Source organism: Leucobacter celer subsp. astrifaciens (assembly GCF_001273835.1).
In the GTDB taxonomy this organism is placed as follows: Bacteria; Actinomycetota; Actinomycetes; order Actinomycetales; family Microbacteriaceae; genus Leucobacter; species Leucobacter celer.
This window is the reverse complement of record NZ_JHEI01000134.1, coordinates 436,447-460,488: the sequence shown is the minus strand read 5'-3', so window position 1 is coordinate 460,488 and position 24,042 is coordinate 436,447. Positions and strand designations below refer to the sequence as shown.

At 68.9% G+C, this 24,042-nt stretch carries 20 protein-coding genes; 4 read left to right on the top strand and 16 right to left on the bottom strand.

Annotated elements, in window-relative coordinates; all coding sequences use genetic code 11:
* Both AMS65_RS06170 and AMS65_RS06165 read right to left on the bottom strand, forming a co-directional pair.
* Positions 1-1,356 (bottom strand): pyruvate dehydrogenase complex dihydrolipoamide acetyltransferase, encoded by a 1,356-nt coding sequence (locus AMS65_RS06170; protein ID WP_053383253.1) that lies wholly within the window; start codon positions 1,354-1,356, stop codon positions 1-3.
* Positions 1,356-3,548, bottom strand: a complete 2,193-nt coding sequence (locus AMS65_RS06165; protein WP_053383252.1) for an alpha-ketoacid dehydrogenase subunit alpha/beta — start codon at positions 3,546-3,548, stop codon at positions 1,356-1,358. Before AMS65_RS06165 ends, AMS65_RS06170 begins: the two co-directional genes overlap by 1 nt.
* A 155-nt stretch (positions 3,549-3,703) precedes the next feature.
* Here AMS65_RS06165 and AMS65_RS06160 point away from each other — a divergent pair, with 155 nt between their 5' ends.
* Entirely contained in the window at positions 3,704-4,231 is a 528-nt protein-coding gene (locus AMS65_RS06160) for a VOC family protein (RefSeq protein WP_053383251.1), read from the top strand.
* 38 nt (positions 4,232-4,269) lie between these two features.
* Positions 4,270-4,962: a GntR family transcriptional regulator gene (locus AMS65_RS06155; RefSeq protein WP_053383250.1), complete on the top strand. Its 693-nt coding sequence runs from the start codon at positions 4,270-4,272 to the stop codon at positions 4,960-4,962.
* Here AMS65_RS06155 and AMS65_RS06150 read toward each other — a convergent pair.
* From AMS65_RS06150 to AMS65_RS06140, 3 genes are all read right to left on the bottom strand, one after another.
* The gene (locus AMS65_RS06150; protein ID WP_053383249.1) at positions 4,959-6,257 is read right to left on the bottom strand and encodes a M24 family metallopeptidase; all 1,299 of its coding nucleotides are present in this window, start codon (positions 6,255-6,257) and stop codon (positions 4,959-4,961) included. The genes AMS65_RS06155 and AMS65_RS06150 overlap by 4 nt on opposite strands.
* 72 nt (positions 6,258-6,329) lie before the next feature.
* On the bottom strand, positions 6,330-7,052 hold the full coding sequence (locus tag AMS65_RS06145; RefSeq protein ID WP_053383248.1) for an SDR family NAD(P)-dependent oxidoreductase: 723 nt from the start codon (positions 7,050-7,052) through the stop codon (positions 6,330-6,332).
* A 39-nt stretch (positions 7,053-7,091) separates the two neighbouring features.
* Positions 7,092-8,066: a zinc-dependent alcohol dehydrogenase gene (locus tag AMS65_RS06140; protein ID WP_053383247.1), complete on the bottom strand. Its 975-nt coding sequence runs from the start codon at positions 8,064-8,066 to the stop codon at positions 7,092-7,094.
* A 195-nt stretch (positions 8,067-8,261) separates the two neighbouring features.
* On the opposite strand from AMS65_RS06140, the gene AMS65_RS06135 reads away from it, so the two are divergent.
* Positions 8,262-9,341: an SDR family oxidoreductase gene (locus tag AMS65_RS06135; RefSeq protein ID WP_206541969.1), complete on the top strand. Its 1,080-nt coding sequence runs from the start codon at positions 8,262-8,264 to the stop codon at positions 9,339-9,341.
* A 76-nt stretch (positions 9,342-9,417) separates the two neighbouring features.
* Here the strand turns inward: AMS65_RS06135 and AMS65_RS06130 are convergent, their stop codons facing one another.
* The 4 genes from AMS65_RS06130 to AMS65_RS06115 form a co-directional block, all read right to left on the bottom strand.
* On the bottom strand, positions 9,418-11,922 hold the full coding sequence (locus AMS65_RS06130; protein WP_206541968.1) for an ATP-binding cassette domain-containing protein: 2,505 nt from the start codon (positions 11,920-11,922) through the stop codon (positions 9,418-9,420).
* Positions 11,923-11,998: 76 nt separating this feature from the next.
* Positions 11,999-13,108 carry a substrate-binding domain-containing protein gene (locus tag AMS65_RS06125; RefSeq protein WP_053383245.1) on the bottom strand — a complete coding sequence of 370 codons (1,110 nt, stop codon included), beginning with the start codon at positions 13,106-13,108 and terminating at the stop codon, positions 11,999-12,001.
* Positions 13,109-13,163: 55 nt separating this feature from the next.
* On the bottom strand, positions 13,164-14,183 hold the full coding sequence (locus AMS65_RS06120; RefSeq protein ID WP_053383244.1) for an ABC transporter permease: 1,020 nt from the start codon (positions 14,181-14,183) through the stop codon (positions 13,164-13,166).
* Positions 14,184-14,494: 311 nt separating this feature from the next.
* Positions 14,495-15,559 carry a 2,3-butanediol dehydrogenase gene (locus tag AMS65_RS06115; RefSeq protein ID WP_053383243.1) on the bottom strand — a complete coding sequence of 355 codons (1,065 nt, stop codon included), beginning with the start codon at positions 15,557-15,559 and terminating at the stop codon, positions 14,495-14,497.
* Between the two features lie 283 nt (positions 15,560-15,842).
* On the opposite strand from AMS65_RS06115, the gene AMS65_RS06110 reads away from it, so the two are divergent.
* Positions 15,843-16,292 (top strand): VOC family protein, encoded by a 450-nt coding sequence (locus AMS65_RS06110; RefSeq protein WP_053383242.1) that lies wholly within the window; start codon positions 15,843-15,845, stop codon positions 16,290-16,292.
* 40 nt (positions 16,293-16,332) lie between these two features.
* Here AMS65_RS06110 and AMS65_RS06105 read toward each other — a convergent pair whose 3' ends face one another.
* From AMS65_RS06105 to AMS65_RS06075, 7 genes are all read right to left on the bottom strand, one after another.
* Positions 16,333-17,106, bottom strand: coding sequence for an SDR family NAD(P)-dependent oxidoreductase (locus AMS65_RS06105; RefSeq protein WP_053383241.1), 774 nt, complete (start codon positions 17,104-17,106; stop codon positions 16,333-16,335).
* Positions 17,107-17,172: 66 nt separating this feature from the next.
* Positions 17,173-18,183: a Gfo/Idh/MocA family protein gene (locus tag AMS65_RS06100; protein WP_075200865.1), complete on the bottom strand. Its 1,011-nt coding sequence runs from the start codon at positions 18,181-18,183 to the stop codon at positions 17,173-17,175.
* Between the two features lie 103 nt (positions 18,184-18,286).
* Entirely contained in the window at positions 18,287-19,327 is a 1,041-nt protein-coding gene (locus AMS65_RS06095) for a phosphotransferase family protein (protein ID WP_053383239.1), read from the bottom strand.
* Positions 19,320-20,570, bottom strand: a complete 1,251-nt coding sequence (locus AMS65_RS06090; RefSeq protein WP_053383238.1) for an acyl-CoA dehydrogenase family protein — start codon at positions 20,568-20,570, stop codon at positions 19,320-19,322. Before AMS65_RS06090 ends, AMS65_RS06095 begins: the two co-directional genes overlap by 8 nt.
* A 14-nt stretch (positions 20,571-20,584) precedes the next feature.
* Positions 20,585-21,376 (bottom strand): SDR family oxidoreductase, encoded by a 792-nt coding sequence (locus tag AMS65_RS06085; protein WP_053383237.1) that lies wholly within the window; start codon positions 21,374-21,376, stop codon positions 20,585-20,587.
* 29 nt (positions 21,377-21,405) lie between these two features.
* A complete protein-coding gene (locus AMS65_RS06080; RefSeq protein WP_053383236.1) occupies positions 21,406-22,332 on the bottom strand; it encodes an alpha/beta hydrolase in 927 nt (308 codons plus the stop codon).
* Positions 22,333-22,384: 52 nt separating this feature from the next.
* Entirely contained in the window at positions 22,385-24,022 is a 1,638-nt protein-coding gene (locus tag AMS65_RS06075; RefSeq protein WP_053383235.1) for an AMP-binding protein, read from the bottom strand.
* Positions 24,023-24,042 lie beyond the last annotated feature (20 nt).

Genomic DNA, 24,042 nt, shown 5'->3' with positions numbered 1-24,042 from the left:
TCAGACGAGCAGACTCATCGGGGACTCGATGCGCTTCTTGAAGGCCGCGAGCCACTCGGCGGCGAGCGCGCCGTCGAGTACGCGGTGGTCGGCCGAGAGCGTGACCGTCATGACGGTTGCGACGCCGAGCGTGCCGTCCTCCTGCACCACCGGCCGTTTCTCCGCCGCACCCACGGCGAGAATACCTGCCTGCGGCGGGTTGAGGATCGCCGAGAACTCGCTCGTGCCGTACATGCCCAGGTTGGAGACGGAGAAGGAACCGCCCTCGAGCTCGTGCTGCTTCAGCCGGCCCGCACGCGCACGCTCGGCGTAGTCGCGGATCTCGCGGCTGAGCGCGCCGAGCGAGAGTTTCTCGACCCCGCGCACGACCGGGGTGAACAGTCCGTCGGGCACGGAGACCGCGACGGAGATGTCGACCGAGTCGAATCGGCGCGTGGCCTCGTCCGTCCAGATCGCGTTCGCGCCCGGCACGTCCTGCAACGCGACGGCGACCGCCTTCACCACGAAGTCGTTGACCGAGACCCGGGTCGCCTCCAGCGCATTGACCTGCGCACGCAGATCGAGCAGCGCGTCCATTCGGCAGTCGGCGACGAGGTAGAAGTGCGGCACCGTGCTCTTGCTCTCCGTGAGCCGGCGCGCGATCGCGCGCCGCATGCCGGTGTGCGGCACGTCGGTGTACGCTCCGGCCTCGGTCTGCGGGGCGGGAGCCGCCTGCGCGGCTGCCGCGACCCGAGGCGCGGAGGCCGCCGGTTCGGCGACGGCCTCCGGAGCAGCAGCGGTCTGCGCCGATGCGGCCTCGAGACCCTCGATGTCGCGGCGCACGATGCGCCCGTCGGGTCCGGTGCCCCGCACCCCGCTGAGGTCGAGGCCGCGCTCACGCGCGATCTTGCGCACGAGCGGGCTCACGAACCGGCGCTCGTCCGAGGAGGCCGCAGCGCTCGTGTCTGCGGGCGCCGCCCCTTCGGCGGGCTCCGGGAGCGGAACGGGCTCGCGATCCGGAGCAGACGCCGGGGACGGAACGGGCTCGGGATCCGGCTGCGCCGACCCGGAGTCATCAGCTCCAGGCCGCTCTCCCGCGGCCGCTCCGGCCTCGGCGAGCGCCTCCTCGGCCGACTGCCCCTCGGTGGCGAGCACGGCGATCGGGGTGCCGACCGCGACCGAGGTTCCGGCCTCGAGCAGCGTGCCCGCGAGCACTCCGGACCCCTCGGCCTCGTACTCGACCGTCGCCTTCTCGGTCTCGATCTCGACGATCGGCTGCCCGGCCGCGACCTCGTCGCCCACGGCCACGAGCCAGGTCGCGATTGCGGCCTCGGCGGAGCCCGTCACGAGCTCCGGCATGCGCACGATACTGGCCATCAGTTGCTCCCTCCGAGTGCGGTGCGCACCCGTTCGAGGCCGTCGACGACCTCTTCGGTGCGGGCGATCGCGGCCCGCTCGAGCACCTTCGAGATGCTCGGGCTCGCCTCGCCTCCGGTGACCCGCTCGACGGGCTGGTCGAGCCAGTCGAAGTATCGGCGCTGGATCTCATCGGCGAGCCACCCCCCGTACGAGGCGCCCCGGGCGCCCTGCTCGACGATCAGCACGGCGTTGGTCTTCCTGATGCTCTCGCCGACCGTGTCCCAGTCGAACGAGGCGCGGTCGAGCCAGCGCAGGTCGATCACCTCGGCGTCGACGCCCGTCTGCTCGACGGCCTCGAGCGCGTGATCGACCATCGTCAGGTACGTCAGCACCGTGACGTCCGAGCCCTCGCGCCGCACCGCGGCCGATCCGGGCGGAATGATGTAGTCCAGTTCGGTCTCCGGCACACGATCGGCCTTGCCGTAGAGGTCGACGTGCTCGATCACGAGCACCGGGTCCTCGAGCGCGAGTGCGGCGTTCATGAGGCCGACGTAGTCGGCCGCGTTGGAGGCGGCCACGATCCGCCACCCGGCCTGCGTGGCGAAGATCCCCGCCGGATCCATGAGGTGCTGCGAGCCGTAGCCCACCCCCATCGCCACCTTCGTGCGCAGCACGAGCGGCACATCGTTGTTGTCGCCGAACATGTGCCGAGCCTTGCCCGCCTGGTTGAACACCTGGTCCGCCGCGACCCACATGAAGTCGGGGTACATGAACTCGACGATGGGCCGGATGCGTCCGTCGAGGGCCGCACCGGTCGCGAAACCGAAGAAGGCGTTCTCGCTGATCGGCGTGCCGATCACGCGCTGCGGGCCGTACTTCTGAGCGAGTCCCTTCGTCGCCCCGTTCGTACCGCCGCCGAGCTTGTGCACGTCTTCCCCGAGCACGACGATGCGCTCGTCCTGCTCCATGCGACGATCCATCGCACCGGCGACCGCGTCCCCGAACTTCACATCGCGCCAGGCTCCGCCGATCTCGCTCGGCTCCTTCGCCTCCCAGGCGTCCAGTTCACGCGCATCGCTGCGGATGCCGGTGTCGACCACCGCGGGATCGGGCCACAGCTCGGGCTTGATCCTCCGCTTGCCCTCGCGCTCAGGATCGGCCTCGACGAGCGCGGCCACCGCCTCCGCCATCGCCTGCTTCGACTGCTCACGGACGGCTCCGACCTCGGCCTCCGACACGTGACCGAGCTCCAGCATCCGCGATGCGACCCGCTGCAGCGGATCCCGATCGCGCCAGGCCTTCTCCTCGTCCTTCGTGCGGTACCCGAACGCACTGCCGGGGAACGGGCCGTTCTGGTGGAAGAAGCGGTAGACCTCGGCCTCGATGATCGCCGGCCCCTCGCCCGCGCGCATGCGGCCGAGCGCCTCCTGGGTCGCGAGGTGCACGGCGAGCGGGTCCATGCCGTCCACCCGCCACGACGGGACCGAGAACCCCTGCCCCCTCACCGAGAACCGCGTATCGGCGCTCGCCTCGCTGGCGTGGGTGGACACGGCGTAGAGGTTGTTCTCGATGAAGAACATGACCGGGGTCTTCCACGCGGCGGCCAGATTCATCGATTCGAGCACCGAACCGATCTGACTGGAGCCGTCGCCGAAGTAGTTGATCGACACGTCGTCAGTTCCCGCGTACCGCTGCGCCCAGGCGTTGCCGCCGGCCAGCGGGGCCCCGCCCCCGACGATGGCGTTGGTGCCGAGCGCCCCTGCCTCGAGCCACTGCAGGTGCATCGATCCGCCGCGTCCTCCCGAGAAGCCCTGGGCGAGGCCGAGGATCTCGGCGAGCGTGCGCTGCAGCATCGCCTGCATGTCCGCGCCCACCAGGGCCCCGAGATCCAGCGCGCCGTTCGAGACGTGCGTGATGGCCTTGGCCAGGAACTGGTGGTGCCCGCGGTGCGAACCGTTCACTCCGTCGCTCGAGCGCAGCGTGAGGATGGAGCCGACCGCGCCGCCCTCCTGACCGATGCTCGAGTGGGCGGGGCCGTGCACGAGGCCCGCGCCGGCGAGCTCGAGCACCGACTCCTCGAAGGACCGGATCAGCTGGATCTGCCCGAGCATGTTCGCGAGCAGCTGCGGGTCGGCGTTCTTCCAGTCGGCGGCCGTGGTGCTGAGTTCGATCCAGGGCACTCCGGTTTCGAGCTTGCGGCGTCTCGGCATGTGAATCTCCGTTGAAACGAATCGTGAAATGTTAAGAGTGACTGTACGCGTAATTGGATTCAATCGCAACGCAGAATGCAGATTATGGGACGGAATCAGCCAATATAGAGCTAGATTGAATACAATCAACCCGCCTCGATCGCTTAGGAGCAGACATGCCACTGCCAGGACTGCGCGGCACCGACCACATCGGATTCACCGTTCCCGACCTCGATGAAGCCGACGACTTCTTCGTGCGGGTGCTCGGCTGCGAACGCGTCTACTCGCTCGGCCCGTTCCAGCACGACGAGGGCGACTGGATGACCCGGCAGCTCGGCGTCCACCCGCGCACGGTCATGCGCCGCCTCAACTTCTACCGCTGCGGCTTCGGATCGAACTTCGAGGTCTTCGAGTACACCCCGGCTGATGAGCAGCGGCCCCAGCCCCGCAACAGCGATCTCGGGGGGCATCATCTCGCGTTCTACGTCGACGAATTCGACGCCGCCCTCGAGTACCTGCGCATCGAGGGCGTCGAGATCATGGGCGATCCCGTTGCGAGCGCGAACGCGAGCCTGGGACAGCGCTGGGTCTACTTCCGTTCGCCCTGGGGCATGCAGTTCGAGCTCGTGAGCTATCCCGACGGCAAGGCGTACGAGCAGGATGCGAGTACGCTCCTGTGGCACCCGCTGCATCCGGAGCGGTGAATGACGGTGGGTGCGTGACGACCACTCGGAGGAGCATGATGGCAGCAACGACGGAATCACCCGGCCAGCGCGGCGGCGATGCCGGCGAGCGGATCGCAGAGCGTCTGCGCGAGGAGATCCTCCGCGGCGACCTCAACCCCGGGGCCCGGATCCGGCAGGAGGAACTCGCGGAACGCTTCGGCGCGAGCCGCGTTCCCGTTCGCGAGGCGATCCGCATCCTCGTGCACGAGGGCCTCGTGACGACCGTCGCGAACTCGGGTTCATGGGTCTCCCGGCTCACGCTCCCCGAGTGCGAGGAGGTCTATCTCATGCGCGAACGCCTCGAACCGCTGCTGCTGGGCTTCAGCGCCCCCCACCTCACGGAGGACGATTTCGCCCGCCTCGAGTCGCTCGCGACCCGGGTCTCCGAGGCCTCAGCCGCTGCGGACGTCGACGGATTCCTCCGCTTCGACCGCGAGTTCCACCTGACCACCTACGCGCACGCCAGCACCCAGCAGCTCGGCGACCTCATCTCCAAGCTGTGGAACACGACCGCACCCTACCGTCGCGCGTATGTCGCGACCTGGTCTCCCGAGCTGCGCCGCCTGGCCGATGACGAGCACAACATCCTGATCCAGACCCTGCGCGACGGGGATTTCCAGGAGGCCGAGCGCGTGCTGGCGGGGCACATCCGCCGTACGCGCCGGCAGCTTTCGAAGCATCCGGAGATCTTCGGGGCCGCGAGCGCCTAGTACTCGTTGGCGATGAACAGCTCCTGGGCCGGGAACTTCGTCAGCACCGTGGTCCCGGTCTCCGTGACGACCAGCTCCTCCTCGATGCGAGCGGCCGAGATCCCGTCCGCCGCGGGAAAATAGGTCTCCATCGCGAAGACCATGCCCGGACGGAGCTCCACCGGATCCTCGAACGAGTTGAGCCGCGAGATGATCGGCCGCTCGTGCAGTCCGAGCCCCAGGCCGTGCGCGAACTGCAGGCCGAACGCCGCCAGCTCGTTCTCGAACCCGAAGTCCTCCGCCTTGGGCAGAACCTTGGCCACATCGTCGCTCCCCACGCCCGGGCGGATCGAGTCGATGGCCGTGTCCATCCACTCGCGCGCCTGCTTGTAGGCATCCTTCTGGATCTGAGTCGCCGAACCGACGCTGAAGGTGCGGTAGTAGCACGTGCGGTACCCGTTGAACGAGTGGATGATGTCGAAGAACGCCTGGTCCCCCGGTCGGATGACCCGGTCGGTGAAGTTGTGCGGGTGCGGATTGCACCGCTCCCCCGAGATCGCGTTGACCGCCTCGACCTGCTCCGACCCCATCTCGTAGAGCCGCTGATTCGCGAGGGCGACGATGTCGTTCTCGCGGATGCCGGGCTTCAGAACGTCGACGATGTTCTGGTACACCCCGTCGACCATCGCTGCGGCCTGATTCAGCAGGGTGATCTCGTCGATCGACTTGATCACCCGCGCGTCCAGCATCGGCTGCTGCGCGTCCGCGATGCGCAGCCCCTGGTGCTCCATCTCGAACAGGAACGGCGGTTCGATGATGTCCACGCCGATCGGGGCGTCGGCGAGCCCCTCGGCCGCCAGGATCGACTTGATCTCCGCGACCGCGGTCCGCATGAGGCCCGCCCGCGGCGAGACCGCGCCGCGGAACCCGAGGAAGCCTGCCCGGTAGTGGTCTTCGGGCGTCCACTGCGAGTAGAGCTGGTGATGCTTCACCGCCGAGCCGAAGTCCCACAGGATCGGCTCCTGACCGGGCAGGAGCAGCGCGTACCGGATCATCTTGTCTCCCAGAGCGCCTCCGATCCAGGTCTGCGTCGTGTACCGGATGTTGTAGAAGTCGAAGAGGAGGAAGGCTCCGCAGCCCGAGGCCGCGAGGGCCTCATGGGCCCGGGCCAGCCGGTAGCGTCGCAGCCGGTCGAAGTCCACGCGCGACTCGTAGTCGACACCGGTATGCCCGGGGGCCGGGATCGGCCGCGACCAGTCGTAGTTCGGCGACAGCTCGGAACGCGCGTGTCTCGGGCTCGCATCGGGTACGGACATGTCTCTCCTGTCGAACGCGTGATTGGGGGCCGCGACCGGACGGCGCAGCACGGCGACCGGCCCTGGATCCGCCTACTGGGCCGTGTAGCCGCCGTCGAGCACGAGCTCGGCCGCGGTCATGTAGCTCGACTCGTCGCTCGCGAGGAACAGAGCCCCGTTGGCGATCTCGCGCGACGTCCCGAGGCGCCCGAGGGGCGTCTTCGCCAGCACGTCCGCCGTGATCCCGGCGTCCTGCGCGGCGATGAGCGGGGTGTCGATGAGGCCGGGGTGGAGGGAGTTGCACCGGATCCCGTCGCCGATGTACGACAGCGCGACGTTCTTGCTGAGCAGCCGCACGGCCCCCTTCGACGCCGTGTAGGCGGCGACCCCCGCCGCTCCCGCAATGCCCCAGATCGACGACGTGTTGATGATCGAGCCCCCGCCGGCGGCCTGCATGTGGGGGATCACGGTGCGGCACCCGAAGAACACCCCGTTGAGATTCACGTCGATGACGCTCCTCCAATCCTCGAGATCGATGGTCGCCACCGGCTCATAGGACTGCACCACCCCGGCGTTGTTGAAGAGCACATCGATGCGACCGTGCCGGGCGACGATCCCGCCGACGACCTCCGTCCACGCCTCCTCGGAGGTCACGTCGAGCTCCACCGCGGTGATCCGGTCGGAGTCGTAGGCACCGCCCGGCCGCAGGTCTGCGGCGTAGACGATCGCTCCCTCCTCGGCGAATCGCTCCGCGGTCGCGCGGCCGATCCCTCCGGCGGCCCCGGTGACGAGTGCGATCTTGTCGTTCAGCCTCATTGCTTCCTCCAGTGAATCGTGCGTGGCAGGTCGGACGGGTTACAGGGTCGCGTCGAGTTCGACGTGCACCTTGAGGTTGCGCGACGAGTCCCGGGACGCGGCGATAGCTTCGATCGCGCCGGCGATCGGGAACCGCTCCGTGACCAGCGGCGAGAGATCGATGCCGGTGCGCTCCAAGAAGCGGATCGCCTCCGGCCACACACCGGGCGAGCCGATGGTGCCGATGATGCTCAGTCCCTTCGACTGGATCAGCCCGAGCGGCGCGGATGCCTCGTTGCCGACGTTGATGCCGATGAACCCCAGCCGTGCGCCGTGCGCCGCGATCCGGATCGCGTTCGCCATGACGTTCGGGTTGCCGCTGGCTTCCATCACGACGCTCGGCCCCCGGCCGTCGGTCAGCGACGCGAGCAGCGCCTCGGACTCGGACGGATCGACGGCGTGGTCGGCACCGAGCTGGCGCGCGGCCTCGCGGCGCGCGGCGGACGGCTCGACGGTGACGACGACGGCGCCGAGGGCGTGCGCAGCCGCTGTGGTCATGAGCCCGACCGGCCCGGCACCGAGGACCGCGACGGTGTCGCTCGCGTTGATGTTCCCGACCGACATGAGTGCGTGGTAGGCGACGGTGAACGTCTCGATCAGCGCCGCGCTCGAGTAGTCGATGCTCTCGGGGATGCGGTGCAGCCACTCGGGGCGAGCCACGAAGAAGTCGGCGACCGCGCCGCTGATCGAGAAGCCGAAGTGGTCCTCGCCGATGACGCACTCCCCGACGACCCGGTCGCCGACGGAGAACTCGGTGACCCGGTCGCCGACGGCGACGATCTCCCCGGCCCACTCGTGGCCCGGGATGATCGGGTAGGTGAAGGGAATGATGTAGCGCCCCTCGAGCAGCTCGATGTCCGAGTGGCAGATCCCGACCGAGCGGGCCGCGACGAGGACCTCATCGGCTCCGATGTCGGGAACCGGAAGTTCGGAGATCTCCGGGGCGTTCTCCCCGAGGAACTGCAGCGCTTTCATCAGATAACTCCTTTGTCGACCCGGTGATCAGTGGATTCGCACCGCCTCGCTCCCCGGCGGTCTCGACCTCGAGGACACCGCATCGGAGCATGCGCACCGCGCCAATGATTCAGACACACTAAGCAAAACGTACAGTCTTAGCGTACACTGTTTCGCAGTCAGGACCTAGCTCGTACGTTCGAAGGGGAACTCTCCGTGTCAGTGAATCACAGCGCCCGGCGCGCGCTCGTCGTGGGTGCCAGCGGGATCTCGGGGCAGGCCGTCTGCCGAGAGCTCATCGCACAGGGATGGGAGGTCACCGGCCTCAATCGTTCGCCGCTTTCCCTGGACGGGGTGCTCCCGCTCCAGGCCGACCTGCTGCAGCCCGAGACCCTCGCGCCACTCGCCGATCTGGCCCCGCACGCCGTGTTCATCACGACGTGGATGCGCATGGAGACGGAGGCCGAGAACATCCGGGTGAACCGTCTCGCGATGGCCAATCTCCTCGCCGCCCTGGCGCCCGCGGGCTCGGTGTCCCACATCGCGCTCATGACCGGGCTCAAGCACTACCTCGGCCCCTTCGAGGCCTACGCGAGCGGCGCATCGGCCGACACCCCCTTCCACGAGGAGGAGCCGCGCATCGAGATCCCGAACTTCTACTACGCGCAGGAGGACGAGCTCTTCGCCGCCGCGGAGCGCTCGGGCTTCACATGGAGCACCCACCGCGCGCACACCGTCATCGGGTTCGCCACGGGCAACGCCATGAACATGGCCCTCACGCTGGGGGCCTATGCGGAGATCTGCAGGGCGACCGGCGAGCCCTTCATCTTCCCGGGCTCGGAGACGCAGTGGAACGGCGTCACCGACGTCACCGACGTCGACCTCCTCGCGGAGCAGATGGTCTGGGCTGCCACGACCCCCGCGGCCGCCGATACGGCGTTCAACATCACGAACGGCGATGTCTTCCGCTGGCGGTGGATGTGGCCGCGGATCGCCGAGCACTTCGGGGTCGCCTGGGAGGGCCACAACGGCACGGACCGGCCGCTCGAACCCCGGATGACCGGGGCGGAGGAATCGTGGGCCGGGATCGTCGCGGAGCACGGGCTCGTGGAGCCGGATCTCGCCCGCGTCGCCTCGTGGTGGCACTCGGACAGCGACCTGGGCCGGCCGATCGAGTGCTTCGCGGACATGCGGCGCAGCCGCGAACGGGGATTCGACAACACCCGGGTCTCGCTCCAGAGTTTTCTCGACGCGTTCAAGCGGTACCGCGAGGCGGGCATCCTCCCCGCGCGCTGACCTGTCGGGCGCCCGCGCAGCAGAGCCGCGGTCTGATGAACTCAGACCGCGGCTCTGCTGCGTGGGCGCCGCCGCTTCAGGACGCGGCGACCCGGTTCTTGACCCGCGCACGGACCACCGAGTACACGACGGCGGCGACCAGGATCATGAGTCCCTGCAGGTAGTACTGCCAGGACTGGTCCAGCTTCAGGAAGAACATCGCGTTGATCACCTGCGTCAGCAGGAGGGCGCCGAGCAGGCTGCCGACGAAGGTGCCGCGACCGCCGAAGAGGCTCGTGCCGCCGAGTACCACCGCCGTCACGCTCGTCAGGGTGTAGTTGACACCCTGGGAGGCGTCGCCGACTCCGAGCTGCGCCATCAGCATGACGGCGCCGCAGAAGGTCAGCAGCGACGCGAAGATATAGGCGCTGATGACCGTGCGGTTGATCTTCACGCCCACCCGGCGCGCGTTGGGCTCGTCGGAGCCGGTGGCACGGAGCCGCCATCCCCAGATGGACCGCTTGAGCGCGAACTCCAGGCCGGCGGTGCAGGCCAGGAGCACGAGGAAGGCGACCGGGATCATCCCGAAGACCTTGGACTGGATCACGTCGGCAACGGCCGTATCGATGTTGCCGCCCGGGGTGGGGCGGAGGATGAAGCTGAACCCCTGCAGGGCGAAGTACACCGCGAGCGTCGCCGCGATCGCGGTGAATTTCAGGTATCTGATCAGGACCCCGTTGACGAGCCCGGTCGCGATCGACACCAGGATCATCGCCGCGAGTCCGAGCAGCATCGAGCCGACGTGCGCGCCGCCGGAGAAGTAGAAGGAGGCGATGACCACGAGCATGCCCGCGAGGGGGCCCACCGACATGTCGATGCCCCCGAGCAGCAGCGCCATCGTCTGACCGAGCGCGATGAAGCCGAGCGCCGTGGTCAATGTCAGTACGGAGGTGACGTTGAAGGCGTTGAGGTACTTGTCGTTCAGGCCCAGGATGTAGCCGGCGAGGCCGATGATCACGATCCCGAGCAGCAGGACCGGTGCGTAATCGCCCTGAAGGAATCGCGACAGCCGGCTCGTGCCGACCGTCTTCGTGCCGACGGCGGTGAGGGTCTCGGTCCTGGAGCTCACCGCGGTGTGCACCATCCGGTCCTCCTGGATCTCGTCGCCCACGAGGTCCGCGACGACCTGGCCACGGGAGAGCACGATGACACGATCGCACAGCCCCTCCAGCTCTTTCGCGTCCGACGAGGCCACGATCACCGGGGTCCCCTGCGCGGAGATCTCCCGGATGATGCGGTAGAGCTCGGCCCGAGCCCCCACGTCGACGCCCTGAGTGGGCTCGTGGGCGAGCACGAGTTTGGGTCGTGCGAGCACGGTGCGCGCCATGACGACCTTCTGCTGATTGCCGCCGGAGAGCGCAGACACCTCGGCGTCGAGCGAGGGCGCTTTCACCGCGAGGGAGCGCAGCTGCTCGGTCACCAGGTCGAGCTCGGCCCGCCTGCTGAGTCCGGGGCCGCGCCGGAATCGCTTCAGGGCGGCGATCGCCGCGTTCTCGCGCACGGTGAGGCGCATGATCAGCCCCTCGTGGTGGCGATCCGCGGGCATGTACCCCGACGAGTCGAGCAGCTCCCGGGCGCTCAGCTCCTGTCCGTCGATCACCACCCGCCCCTGGTGGGAGGCCAGGCCCGCGAGCGCGCGCATCAGTTCTTCCTGCCCGTTGCCGACGACCCCGGCGATGCCGACGATCTCGCCGGGTTTCGCCGAGAACGACACGTCGTGCACGCCGTCGGCGCTGAGGTGCTCGATGACGAGGTTGGGTGCGAGGTCACCCGCCTGATGCTTGTCGGGGAAGGCGGAGGCCAGGCGACGACCGACGATCAGCGACAGCAGTTCGTCGTCGGTGACGTCGGCGATATCGGCATCGGATCGTGCGACGTGGCCGTCGCGCAGCACTGTCACCCGCTTGGCGAGTTGCCGCACCTCGGCCATGCGGTGCGTGATGTAGACGATGGCGGTGCCCGCAGCGGTCCACTCGGCGATGAGGTCGAAGAGCATCGTGACGGCCTCGCTGCCCAGCGGCGCGGTGGGTTCGTCGAGCACGAGCACCTTGGGATGCACGGCGAGGGCCTTCGCGATCTCGAGCAGGTGCTTCTGGGCGACGCTGAGGTTCTCCACACGATCGGAGAGGTGCACGCTGAGGCGGACCCGCGCCAGGAGCTCCCGGGCGACGTCCTTCGCAGGCCGACCGGCGAAGACGCCGGCCGGCAGCGCGACCCGGAGGTTCTCCAGGACGGTGAGGTCGGGGAGCACGGCGGGGTGCTGGTGCACGATGGCGATGCCGTGGGCGGCGGCCTGCGTCGGAGTCAGTGAGCCGAAGCTCTCGTCGCCGATGGCGATCGTGCCGTGATCGGGAACCAGCGACCCCGTGGCGACGTTCATCAGCGTCGACTTGCCGGCGCCGTTCTCGCCGAGGAGCGCGTGCACCTCGCCGGCGTGGATGGTGAGCGACACGTCGGTGAGCGCGGGCACACCCGAGAAGCTCTTGCCGATCCCGCGGAGAGACATGACCGGCCGTTGCGCAATGGCATCGCTCTGCTGCACGTTGTTTTCCTTCGCTACTGATTCCGGATCCGTTGGCGGAGGCCCGGGGACCTCCGCCAACCCACCGCTGACCTGGTTAGTTGCCGATGAGGGTGGCCTGCTCTTCGCCCGACAGCGCGGAGGAGGAGAGGTAGATGTCATCCGGCAGATCCGGCTCGCACTGCACCGGCGAGTCGTCCGTCGTGGAGTCCTCGAAGACGCCGCCGGCGTAGGCGGTCTCCGCGGGCACCTCGCCGCCGGTGGCGCGCGCGATGGCGTGCTGCACCGCGAGTGCGATGTTGTCGGTTCCGGTCTTGATGGTCATCATCTTGAAATCGGGGTTCGCCTCCTGGTGGTCGGTCCAGAAGCAGCCGAGGACGTTGCCGTCCGAGGCGGCGAGCGCCGGAATCGAACGGCCGGCCTTCTCGAACTCGGGCAGGGCGCCCACGAGCGACGGGCCGTAATCCGAGACAATGACGTCGATCTCCGGATACTTCGCGATTGCCGCGGTCAGCACCTGCTGCGTCTTCGACGGGTCCCAGTCGGTGATCTCGAAGGGCTGCTCGCCGATGAACTCGTACTTGTCGTCGCTCAGCACCTCATCCAGGCCGCTCTTCTCGTCGAGCCCCTGGGTCGTGCCCGCCGGGCCGCTCAGGAAGAGCACCTTCGCCCCGTCGGGGAACTGCTCCGTGATCCAGTTGCCGAAGGTGCGGCCGTCCTCGACGTAGTCGGAGCCGATCCAGATGTCGTAGTCCTCGCCCTCCTCGCCGCCGACACCGTCCCGGTAGGGCACGGTCACGACACCGGCGTCGTGCGCCGAGCGGAGCGCGGGCAGGATGGCCTCGCCGGACGCCGTGTGGACCACGATCGCATCGGATCCGATGGCGACCGCGCCGTTGATGTCGGAGATGGCCTTCTGGGTGTCGCCCTGGCCATCGATGATCTCGAAGGAGGTGACGCTCGGGCACTTCTCCGCTTCGAGCTTGCCGGTCTCCGCGGCGATCTTGCGCCAGCCGTTGACGATGTAGCCGTCGAGGAACGTGACGCTCGCCTCATCCGGGCCGCACCACGCGGGGGCATCGCCGCTGCCGCCTCCGGACCCGCCGCTCGCCTCCTCGGTCGAGCCGCCGCTGGAGCACGCCGTGAGGAGAAGCAGGCCGGCCGAGAGCGCCGCAGCTCCCGTCAGCAGTTTCTTGGAGATACTCATGCTGTTTCCTTTCGCTGAAAATCTGTTCGATGGGTGGGACATACTGGAGAACGGGTCAGGCCGAGGCTGGCTGGGCGGGGGATCCGCGCCGCGACACGAGCCAACGGCGCACCCGGCCCCAGTTGATCGTGTAGATCGCGACGCCGAGCACGAGCGCGGCCGCCTGCATGAGCGTGCGCGCGGCGTAGGGCACTCCGAGCGCGAGGGAGAACTGCTCCAGCTGCGTCAGGAAGAACGCGGCCACGATCGTCGCGATGGGGTAGCCGCGCCCGCCGAGCAGCGAGGTGCCGCCGAGGACAACGACGGCCACCGAGGGCAGCAGGTAGTTGTTCCCCAGGTACGCCGTCGGCTGGGCCACGACGCCGGCGAGGACGAGCCCCGCGAACGAGTAGAGCAGCTGGGCCCAGACGTAGGCGCTCACCTTGTGCGTGCGGACGCGCAGCCCCATCGCGCGAGTCGCCGCCGGGCTCGCGCCGATGCCCTCGAAGCGGCGCCCGGCGACGGTCTTCTTCAACAGGAGCGAGACCAGGAGGAGCGTCACGACGAGCATGAGGAGGGTGTTCGGGATCCCGAGGACGTTCCCGTTGGTGATGCTCGCGAGGAGTGAAGTGGTCGTGCGGGGGACACCGCCCGAGATGGCCAGGATCGCGCCGAACATGAGTCCGTTGCTGCCCAGGGTCGTGATGACGGCGTTGAGGCCCATGACCCCGACGAGGAATCCGTTGATGAGACCGCCGACCAGGGCGAACACCACGCAGAGCGCCACGGCGAGCCCGAGCCGGCTCGAGTCCCCGTTCGGCACGTGGGTCGCGAGCACGACGGCGATCGAGACGGCGCCGGGTACGGAGAGGTCGATCCCGGCCTGCTGCACCACGAGCATCTGGCCGAGGCCCACGATGGCGAGGATCGACGCGAAGGGGATCACACTCAGCAGCACCCCGGGTGCGAGACTCGACGGAGCGACGAGGAATCCCAGGACGAGGATCGCGACCAGGGCGATGACCATCGTGACCAGCCCCTGAGAGACCTGCCAGCGCGAGCCGGTGAGCGGGGTTCGCTGTGACTCCAGTGCCATTCTCTCTCCTTTGAAATCTCGCGTGGTGCGACGAAACGCGAGGACACGATGTGTTGAGTCAGACTTTACAATTAGGTGGCCAGCGTTTACAAACCCGAAACAGTAACAACTTGGTATCGACTTCGATTCGCGTCTCGAAGTCCGGCACTCCGGCGCTACGCATTGGCCCTTGCCTCACTGGGGGACCATCAGTGACGTTCGTCGGGGGCGCACATGATACGACGAAGCGCTCCCTGAGTGGCATGCTCACTGAACAGCGGGCACGGTCCGGGATCGGCGCGAGCTGCGCCCCCGGCCCCGACGGCGTACGCTCAGCTCGCCGTGGCCTGCACGAGCACCTTCACCTGGTCGCCGGCGGGATCCAGGAGCGCATCGAACCCCTGCTGGACGACGTCGTCGATGGAGATCTGCGCGCTGACGGCGCGCTCGACCGGGAGCCGCCCGCGTCCGATCAGATCGATGATCCGGGGCCAGTCGGTGACCGGGAAGCACCAGGTCCCGGCGAGGGTGATGTCCCGCTCCGAGAGGATCATCGGCTCGATGGCGGCCGGGCCGGTGTGCAGTCCCGTCTGCGAGATGTGGCCGGCGGCCCGGACGGCGGCGAGCGCGGTCTGCAGCGCCCGCTCGTTCCCCGAGCACTCGATGACCGCGTCGACACCAACACCCTCGGTGCGGTCGCGGAGCTCCCCGACGACATCGGCCTGCGAGGCGTCGAGCACCACTCCGACGTCGAGTCCCCGTGCGAGCTCGAGCCGCTTCGGGTTGACCTCGGAGATCGTCACGTTCGCGCCGAGCGACGCCGCGTAGAGGGCGGCGAGCACACCGATGGGGCCTGCCCCCGTGATGAGAACCTCGTCACCCGGACGCACGCCCGCCCGATCGACGCCGTACGCCGCGACGGCGGTGGGTTCGACGAGCGCCCCTTGCAGATCCGTCATGCTCTCGGCCAGCGGGGTGACCTGAGTGGCGGGGACAACGCACTGCTCCGCAATGCCGCCCCAGCGATAGCTGAGCCCGACGCACGCCATCGTGGCGCAGAGATGCCCCCGCCCCCGGCGGCACTGGTAGCACGTGCCGCAGAAGATGAGGGGCATCACCGAGACCTTCTGGCCCACCCGAACCTTCGTCACCGCGGACCCCACCTCGAGCACCTCGGCGGAGAACTCATGCCCCAGGATCTGCGGGGCGGCCGCGCCGGTCAAGGGGTGGGGGTGGCTCGGGATGACGATCGGCCCCTGCGCGTACTCGTGCAGATCGGTGCCGCAGATCCCGCACCAGATCGGCTTCAGCCGCACCTCGTGAGCGGCGACGTCGGTCGGCTCGGCGACCTCCTCGATCCGGATGTCCTTCGCCCCGTGGAAGACTGCTGCTTTCATGTCGTGCTCTCCTTTGAGTTCGCCGCGGCTTCGGGGCGGGCGTCCCACCCCGCGCGGCCCGTCGACCGGCACCAGCGGCGGCGGCCATCGTTCAATTGTTCACTATAACTAAACTCTACGCGTGTTGCATCAGTACGCCGCACACCCCGAACGCCTCATTTCGCGGCGAATTTTCCCGCGATTCCTGGAAATGGTGAGAATCTGGCGCGTTGACCTTGATCACTTTGAGTAAATGATGTGTAGTGTGAGTGTCTAGATTCTGGCGTCGAGCAAAGGAGCTCCCATGTCATTCACCGTCGAGGGCGTCCACCACATCGGTATCACCGTGCGGGACATGCGTCGCTCATTCGAGTGGTACACCCGGATGTTCGGCCTGGAGCCCGGGCCGGTGAACCACAATGAAGGGGCCGACCTGGAGGCGGGAGTCGAGGTACCCGGCGCCGTACTCGACTATTCGATGGTGCAGATCGGTGCAGTGCACCTCGAGTTCCTGGAGTACACGCAACCGGAGGGCGCGGAGTTCTCGCTCCGGAACTGCGATGTCGGCGCGACACACGTCTGCCTGCAGGTGGACGACATGGATGCCGCCTACCGCACGCTGCAGGAGCGGGGCGCCGTCTTCAACGCGCCCCCGGTCGCCCTGACCGAGGGCGCGTTGACAGGATCCCAGTGGGCGTACCTCCGGGATCCGGACGGCGTGCAACTGGAGCTCTGGCAGTACCCCCGCGACTGACCCGGACCACACACCCGCGACTGACCCGGACCGCGGACCGCTACTGCGCCGTATACCCGCCGTCGACCACGATCTCGGTACCGGTGACGAACTTGGATTCGTCGGAGGCGAGATAGAGCATGGCGTACGCCACGTCCTCAGGGTCCCCGATGACGCCGAGGGGGTGCTCGGCCCGCATCTTCTCGAGGTAGGCATCGACCCCGCCCGGCAGCAGTTTGCCTTTTTCCAGATTGAGCGGAGTCAGGATGGTCCCCGGCATCACCGAGTTCACGCGGATCCCCTCGGGCGCATAGGTGATGGCATCCGTCTTCGACATCATCCGGACCGCCCCCTTGGTCGTGTGGTAGATCGGCACATCGGCGTTCCCGATGAGTCCGTAGATCGACGAGGTGTTCACGATGCTCGTCATGCCGGGCGTGCGCCGCAGGTAGGGGATCGCGTGTTTGGTGCACAGGAAGGGCCCGCCGACGTTCACCGAGAAGACGGTCTTCCAGTCCTCCAGTTCGACGTCCTCGACCGCCTCGGTCGGTCCCGAGATCCCGGCGTTGTTGATCAGTACGTTGAGCGCGCCGAACCGTTCGAAGACCGCGGCGAACACTGCGGCGACCCCGAGCTCATCAGTCACGTTCATCTGCCAGAACTCGGCCGTGCCGCCGCTGTTCCGAATCTCCTCGGCCACCTCCTCCCCCCGCAAGGACATGTCCGTCAGCGCGACCGAGGCCCCCTCTGCCGCGAAGAGCCGGGAGATCGCCTCCCCCATGCCGTTGCCCGCCCCGGTGACGAGTGCCACCTTTCCTGCCAGCCGTCCGCTCATGATCAGTCTTTTCTCCTTGGATGATGGGTGTTCGATGTCTTCGGGGATGCGGTGCGCGACCCGGCCTCAGCCCGTGCCGGCGGAGATCCGCGGCGGAAGCCCCGCGAGGGCATAGGCCGCGTCGATCGTCCGCAGGTTCTCCACCGCCTCGGCCGCGGTCGTCGGATAGGGGCCGCCGTGGCGGATCGCGTCCCGGAACGCCCGCATCTGATACGTGAAGCTCCGAGTCAGGCCGAGGCGCTCCACCCGGGTCCCCGAAGCGGTCGTGATCGTGAGCCGGTCGTCCGTGTGCACGTAGCTCAGGTTGGACTGGTGGATCGAGCCGCGCGAACCGACCGCGGTGAGCGTGAAGCTGCGCGGGCCGATGAGGCTGAGCTCCGCGACGGCCTCCACGCCCCCGGGCAGCTCGAACACGAGCTCGGCCCAGGCGTCGATGCGCGGATCCGTGCCCTCCAGGCGCCCGGTCCGCGCGGAACGCAACGTCGCGGACCCGCCCAACTCCGCCGCGACGACGTCGATCGCGTTCACGCAGTAGCACCCCACGTCCATCAGCGCCCCGCCCGCGAGCGGCCAGGACCAGCGGATGTCGGTGAGGTCGGGCACATCGACGGTCATGACCACCCGCACCCGCTGCACCTCGCCGATCTCCCCGGCGCGGAGCAGCTCGAGGAACCGGAGGAACACCGGGTGATATCGGTAGTGGAACCCGTTGAACACCACGAGTTCCGGGCGCCGTGCGGCGGCCTCGCTGACGCGGATCGCCTCCGGCAGGTTGCTCGCGAACGGCTTCTCGGCGAGCAGGTGCTTCCCGGCCTCGATCGCGGCGAGGTTCCAGGGCGTGTGGAGGCCGTTGGGCAGCGGATTGTAGACCGCCTCGACCTCGGGGTCGCTCACGAGCGCGTCGTACCCCTCGACGACCCGCTCGATGCCGTGGGCGCGCGCGTAGTCCGCAGCCTTGCGCGGATCACGGGCGGCCACGGCCACGATCCGGGCCCCGATATCCTCGGCCGGGGAGAACAGCGAATCCTCGCTGATCCGGGCGGCTCCGAGCACGCCGATCCTCAACGGTTCCGTCACGCTACCACTCCTCACGCACCCGGCGCCGTTGCACGAGTGTCAACCATTACTCTACGCATTCACTCAGAGTAAACACAAGTGGCGCAGCGGAGATCGTGCCCGATCACCGGGAGACGAGTGCGTGCGCCTGCTCCAGCAGATCGAGCACGCCGGTCTCCAGCCGGGGTGCGAAGGTCGTGTCGCCGGGCCGCTCACCGGCCAGCCACCGCGAGTAGATCGCCTCGCAGAAGACGGCCGCCTTCCAGAGCGCCAGGACCTGGTACCAGTCGATCCCCGAGAGGTCGAGACCGGTGCGGGTCGCGTACCGCTCCGCGAGCTCGTGCCGTCGCAGATAGCCCGGCAGCGCGGTGACCGGGCTGAGCTGCATCACGGATCCCGGCCGCCCATGCTCCGCCGACGTCGCCATGAGATACCCGAGGTCGGCGAGCGGATCGCCGAGGGTGGCCATCTCCCAGTCGAGGACCAGCGTCACTCGCGGGTCGCCGAGCCCCGCGGGGCCGAACATCAGATTCCCCAGCCGGTAGTCGCCGTGCACGATCCCGGCCCGCTGCGGCGACGGAGTGCGCGCGGCGAGCCAGGCGCCGAGCTCGGCGACGAGCGGCACGTCGCGACGGCTGTTCACCTCCCACAGCGCCCCGAACCGACGGACCTGACGTTCGAGATATCCCTCCGGGCGTCCCAGTTCCGCGAGCGGGCCGCTCCCGACGGGGACCTCGTGCAGGCCGACGAGGGTGTCGACCACCTGCTCGCTCACCAGCCGGCGGACGGCGGGGAAGCGCCAGGGGAGCGGTTCGTCCTCGGTGAGGATCTCCCCCGCGGAGTACGGCATGACGTAGAACGGCACGCCGAGCACCGAGGGATCCTCGCAGACGGCGAGGACCTCGGGAACCGGGACCCCGCTCGGCGCGAGCGCCCGCAGAAGCCTCGCCTCTCGCACCATGTCGTGGGTCGACTTCGGCAGCGGTGGGCGCGGGCCACGTCTCAGCACGAGATCCCGACCCCCGCCCCGGACCCGGAACGTCACGTTGGACTGCCCGTCCCCGATCCGATCCGCATCGACCGGTCCGCGGCCGATCCCGTGCTCTTCCAGGAATGCCGCGACTCGGCTCCGGTGGAACAGCTCATCCGGCCCGCGTTCAGTCATCGTGCACCTCGAACTCGCGCAGCACGTCCCGCGCGGGCTCCCCCGCCGCCCGCTCCCGCGCACGCGATGCCGCGGCCCGTCGTGCGATCGCCCAGCGCTGGGTCTCGTTCGCGCCGTCGTAGATGCGGAACGGTCGCACCTCGTTGAAGAAGCTCGCGAGCGGGAGGTGCTCCGAGACGCCCTCCCCGCCGAGGAGCTGCATCGATCGATCGACGATCCGGACGATGGCCTCCGAGCAGTGGACCTTGGCGACCGACGACAGCGCGGTACCGGCGCGCGGGTCGGACGCGAGCCGCTCCGCGGTCCGCGCGATGATCGCATCGGAGGTCTCGATGTCGATCACGGAGTCCGCGAGCATGCCCTGCGCGATGCCGAGATCCCCGAGTCGCGCGCCGAACAGCTCCCGGCTCGCCGCGCGATCGAGTGCGGTGTCGTGCGCCCGACGGGCGAGCCCGAGCCAGCGCATGCAGTGCGTGAGCCGGGCCGGACCGAGACGGACCTGGGCGTACCGGAACCCCTGCCCGACCTCGCCCAGCACGGCCTCACCCGGCACCAGCACGTCGTCGAAGTGCACGTGGGGATGGCCTCCTATGATGGCCCGGTCGATGGTGTGCAGCGCCCCGCCGATCCGGACTCCGGGGGTGTCCATCGGCACCAGGAACATGGTCGCGCCCGACGTGCCGGCCTCGACCGTCTGCGCCATCACGATCGCGAAGCCGGCGCCGAACGCGCCGCTGCTGAATCGCTTCTCGCCGCTGATGCGCCAGGCGTCTCCGTCGCGGACGGCGACGGTGCGCAGAGCGGACGGATCGGATCCGGCACCGGGATGCGGCTCGGTCATCCCGAAGCACGACCGGGTGTCCCCGGCGGCGAGCGGGCGCAGGTACCGTTCCTGCTGCGCCGGCGTGGCGATCTCGCGCAGCATGTGCATGTTCCCCTCGTCCGGCGCCATGCAGTTCAGGGCGAGGGGACCGAGCGGCGAGTATCCCGCTTCCTGGAAGATCGGCGACCACTCCGCGATGGGCAGGCCCAGGCCGCCGAACTCGAGCGGGACCTGCGGGGCGAAGACCCCGGCGTCCCGCGCCTCGGCCTGCAGCAGCGCTCGCAGCTCCTCGTCGATGTGGACCCCGGGAGCGAGCTCTCGGGGGATCACCCGTTCGCGGATGAAGGCGCGGGTGCGGCGGCGGAGATCGTCCACCCGCTCGGGTGTCCAGTCCGCGGGTGTCGGTGCGGGGTTCGGCATCGGTTCGTCTCCTCCTAGGCGGTTCCACCGACGGCGGCCAGTCCGCCGTCGAGCGTGAGCACGTGCCCGCTGACCCAGTCCGCGTCGGAGGAGGCGAGGTAGGCGATGGCCGCGGCGATGTCCGCGGGCTCCCCGAGTCGACCGAGCGGGTACCGGGCCGTCACCTCGGCCTCGTTGTCGGCGTAGAGCGCCGCGGCGAACTGCGTTCGCACGACGGCCGGAGCCACGGCGTTCACCCGGATCTCGGGCGCGAGCTCCGCCGCCAAGGTGCGCGTCAGGTGACTCAGCGCGGCCTTCGCCACGCCGTAGAGACCGATCCCCGGTGATGGCGTCTCGGCGGTCGACGACGAGATGTTCACGACCCGGCCGCGCCGCGCCCGGAACCCGAGCCCGTCGTGCCGGACGGCCTCCTGCACCCAGGCGAGCGCCGCCAGCACGTTGACCTCGAGCGTCTTCCGGGCAGCCCCGTGATCGAGGTCCACGAGCGGGCCGTAGGCCGGGTTCGCCCCGGCGGCGTTCACGAGCACATCGAGCCGCCCGAATCGCGCTTGGACGGCCTCGAGCACCTCGGCCCGGTGCTCCGGGTCATCGGCCTTCCCCGAAACGGCGATCGCGCGTCCGTCGGGCAGCGCTGCGAGCGCGCGCTCCAGACCGGCCGCGCTCCTCGCGGTGATGCACACGGACGCGCCCTCCGCAGCCAGCCGCGCCGCGGTCGCGAGCCCGATGCCCCGGCTCGCTCCGGTCACCACCGCGACCTGTCCGTCGAACCGGCGGCACTCCGCTCGCCGTTCCCCTGCGTGTTCCATGCGTTCCTCTCCCGATCCCGACGGCGGCCTCACGCGGACTGGTCGAGCGGCATCAACCGCTCGAGGAACCAGTCGGTGGCCGCAGCAGCGCACTGCAGGAGCAGCGTCTGCTTGCTGTACAGCGCCAAGTGATCCGACTTGTCGATGACCACGAGCTTCTTCTTGGCGGTCGGGATCGCGTTGTAGGCGGCGATCTCTTCCTCCCAGAGCGTGATGTCGTCCTGCTCGGCGACGATCACGAGCGTCGGGGTGTTCACGATGCGGGGCAGGAACGGCTTCACGTTGTACGACATGAGGAGATCGACCGACTCGAGCGTGGCCTCGTACTGGTAGTTCGGCGCCACGGTCTTCTGGAACGTGCCGAACACCTCGTATCCCTCGGGGAACGGCCACGCGGAGATCTCACGCTCGGTGTCGAGCGTGAAGTGGGGCACCATGGTGTCCTCACCGGTGGCGAAGCGGAGCCGCCGGGCCTCGAGAATCGCCCGTTCGAGCCGACGGAAGTTCACCGTGCCGTTGTTCAGGCGCATATTGAGGTAGCCGTCCACGACCGGGATCTGGGAGACCGCGCACTTCACTCGCGAGTCGATCGCGGCGAGCACGAGCGAGTGCCCACCACTGTAGGAGAGCCCCCACACTCCGATGCGGTCGGCGTCGACCTCTTCGAGCGTCTCGGCGTAGCTGATCGCGTTGCGGTAGTCCTCGATCTGCATGTCCGGGTCGATGTGCTGGCGCCGCTGCCCGTCGCTGTCGCCGAAGTTCCGATAGTCGAACAGCACCGCGGCGAACCCGTTCTCGGCGAACATCTGGGCGTAGTGCGGCTGCACGATCTCCTTCACATAGCACCACCCGCCCGCCATGATGATGGTCGGGAACGGCCCCTCGCCGGTGTCCGGGGTGTAGAGCCACCCGCGCACGGTGTCCCCGTTGCTCTGGAATTCGATCTCCTGTCGCATTCGCGACTCCTCTCTCTCACTCATCTGCCGTCGGCCGATTCCGGCCGACGGGTCACTCGTTCGTCACGTCCGGGTGTCGGTCCGGGAACGTCGTCTGCGGCGGGATCCGCGTCTCGACCGCGCCGCTCCAGAGCTCCGCGCGCACCCGGGCGCGCACCTCGAACTTCGGCACCTTCCCGGAGGCGGTGCGCGGCAGTTCGTCGACCAGCAGCAGTGCCTCGGGGATCTTCTGCATCGCGATGCCGAGCTCCGTCAGCCCACGCAGCACCCGCGCGAGGCGGAGGTCCGGATCACTGCTCACGACCACGGCGCAGACCCGTTCGCCCATGACCTCGTCCGGGTATCCCACGACGGCCACGTCGCGCACCTCCGCGAACTGGAGCAGCAGATCCTCGACCTCCTTGGCGCTGATGTTCTCCCCGCCGCGGATGATCAGGTCCTTGACCCGGCCCACGATGGTCACCGAGCCGTCAGCCCCGAGACTCGCGAGGTCGCCGGTGCGGAACCAGCCGTCGGCCGTGAACGCGTCCTCGTTGTCGGTCGCGTCGAGGTAGCCGGCGAACATCTCCGGTCCGGCGACCTCGAGCTCGCCCGTGCCGACCGCGGCTCCGCCCGCGATCCGAGCCCGGGCCGCCCCGATGACGGTGCCGTCCGTGCGGTGCCGGATCTCCGGAGCCGCGCCCGGGTGCACCGTGCACAGGGTGGGGAACTCGGTGGACCCGTAGGTTCTCGACACCTCGGTTCCCATGGCCCGTTCCGCCTCCGCGATCAACGCCGCGGGGATCTCAGCCCCGCCGCAGAGGAAGTGCCGCAGCGCCGAGGGCGTCCCGGCCTCGCGATAGGCATCGGCGAGTCCCCGGAGGAACGGCGTGGCCGCGACGGTGATCGCGCAGCGGTCGGCCTCGATCAGCCGACGTGCGGTCTCCGGTACCCAGCGGTCGAGGAGCACCACTCCACCCGCGGTCAGCACCGGCATGATCATGCCGTACAGCAGCCCGGTCACGTGGGTGACCGGCGACGGCATGAAGACGCGTTCGCCGGAGAGGGAGAACACCTCGGCGATGGACTGCGCCTCCACGAGCAAGGAGCGGTGGGTGTGCAGGACGCCTTTGGGCCGGCCGGTCGTCCCCGAGGTGTACATCAGCAGGCACACGTCATCGGGGCTGCCCGCCGCGACCCGGTAGTCCGCCGCCGAGGCGGGGCCGGGGTCCCGGGGCTCGGCCTCGCCGGATCGCACCGCCAGCACCACGGCCTCGATCGAGCTGCGCCGCAGCACTCCGGCGATCATCGCCGCGTGATCGGTGCCGCGATGCTCGGCGGGCGCGACGACCGCGTCCGGCGGCTGCATCTCGAACAGCACCTGCAGATCCCGGTCGCGGTAGATCGGTGTGAGGAGGTTGACGGTCGCCCCGATCCCCCAGGCTGCATAGGTGACCGCGAGAGTCTCCCACCAGTTCGGGAGCTGGATCGAAACGAGGCTTCCGATCCCGATCCCTCGAGCGGAGAGCCTCTCCTGCCACCGGGCCGCTTCCACGGCCAGTCCGGCCAGCGTCAGCCGGTGGGTGCCGTCGATCACGAACTCCCGGTCGGGGTCGCTCTCGACCGCCTCGCGGAACCTCTGGGGGATGGTGCTGCCCCGCGCATCGGCGACGCGCGACGCGTGCGGCCCGTGCCACGTCGCCTCGATCATCGTTCACCGTCCTCGAACTG

Coding starts and splice junctions, on each gene's coding strand:
- AMS65_RS06155 (WP_053383250.1), top strand. CDS start 4,270: ATGGCAGCAACGACGGAATCACCCGGCCAGCGCGGCGGCGATGCCGGC.
- AMS65_RS06160 (WP_053383251.1), top strand. CDS start 3,704: ATGCCACTGCCAGGACTGCGCGGCACCGACCACATCGGATTCACCGTT.
- AMS65_RS06110 (WP_053383242.1), top strand. CDS start 15,843: ATGTCATTCACCGTCGAGGGCGTCCACCACATCGGTATCACCGTGCGG.
- AMS65_RS06090 (WP_053383238.1), bottom strand. CDS start 20,570: ATGCCGAACCCCGCACCGACACCCGCGGACTGGACACCCGAGCGGGTG.
- AMS65_RS06140 (WP_053383247.1), bottom strand. CDS start 8,066: ATGAAAGCGCTGCAGTTCCTCGGGGAGAACGCCCCGGAGATCTCCGAA.
- AMS65_RS06075 (WP_053383235.1), bottom strand. CDS start 24,022: ATGATCGAGGCGACGTGGCACGGGCCGCACGCGTCGCGCGTCGCCGAT.
- AMS65_RS06115 (WP_053383243.1), bottom strand. CDS start 15,559: ATGAAAGCAGCAGTCTTCCACGGGGCGAAGGACATCCGGATCGAGGAG.
- AMS65_RS06150 (WP_053383249.1), bottom strand. CDS start 6,257: ATGTCCGTACCCGATGCGAGCCCGAGACACGCGCGTTCCGAGCTGTCG.
- AMS65_RS06125 (WP_053383245.1), bottom strand. CDS start 13,108: ATGAGTATCTCCAAGAAACTGCTGACGGGAGCTGCGGCGCTCTCGGCC.
- AMS65_RS06165 (WP_053383252.1), bottom strand. CDS start 3,548: ATGCCGAGACGCCGCAAGCTCGAAACCGGAGTGCCCTGGATCGAACTC.
- AMS65_RS06170 (WP_053383253.1), bottom strand. CDS start 1,356: ATGGCCAGTATCGTGCGCATGCCGGAGCTCGTGACGGGCTCCGCCGAG.
- AMS65_RS06120 (WP_053383244.1), bottom strand. CDS start 14,183: ATGGCACTGGAGTCACAGCGAACCCCGCTCACCGGCTCGCGCTGGCAG.
- AMS65_RS06145 (WP_053383248.1), bottom strand. CDS start 7,052: ATGAGGCTGAACGACAAGATCGCACTCGTCACCGGGGCCGCCGGAGGG.
- AMS65_RS06080 (WP_053383236.1), bottom strand. CDS start 22,332: ATGCGACAGGAGATCGAATTCCAGAGCAACGGGGACACCGTGCGCGGG.
- AMS65_RS06105 (WP_053383241.1), bottom strand. CDS start 17,106: ATGAGCGGACGGCTGGCAGGAAAGGTGGCACTCGTCACCGGGGCGGGC.
- AMS65_RS06095 (WP_053383239.1), bottom strand. CDS start 19,327: ATGACTGAACGCGGGCCGGATGAGCTGTTCCACCGGAGCCGAGTCGCG.
- AMS65_RS06085 (WP_053383237.1), bottom strand. CDS start 21,376: ATGGAACACGCAGGGGAACGGCGAGCGGAGTGCCGCCGGTTCGACGGA.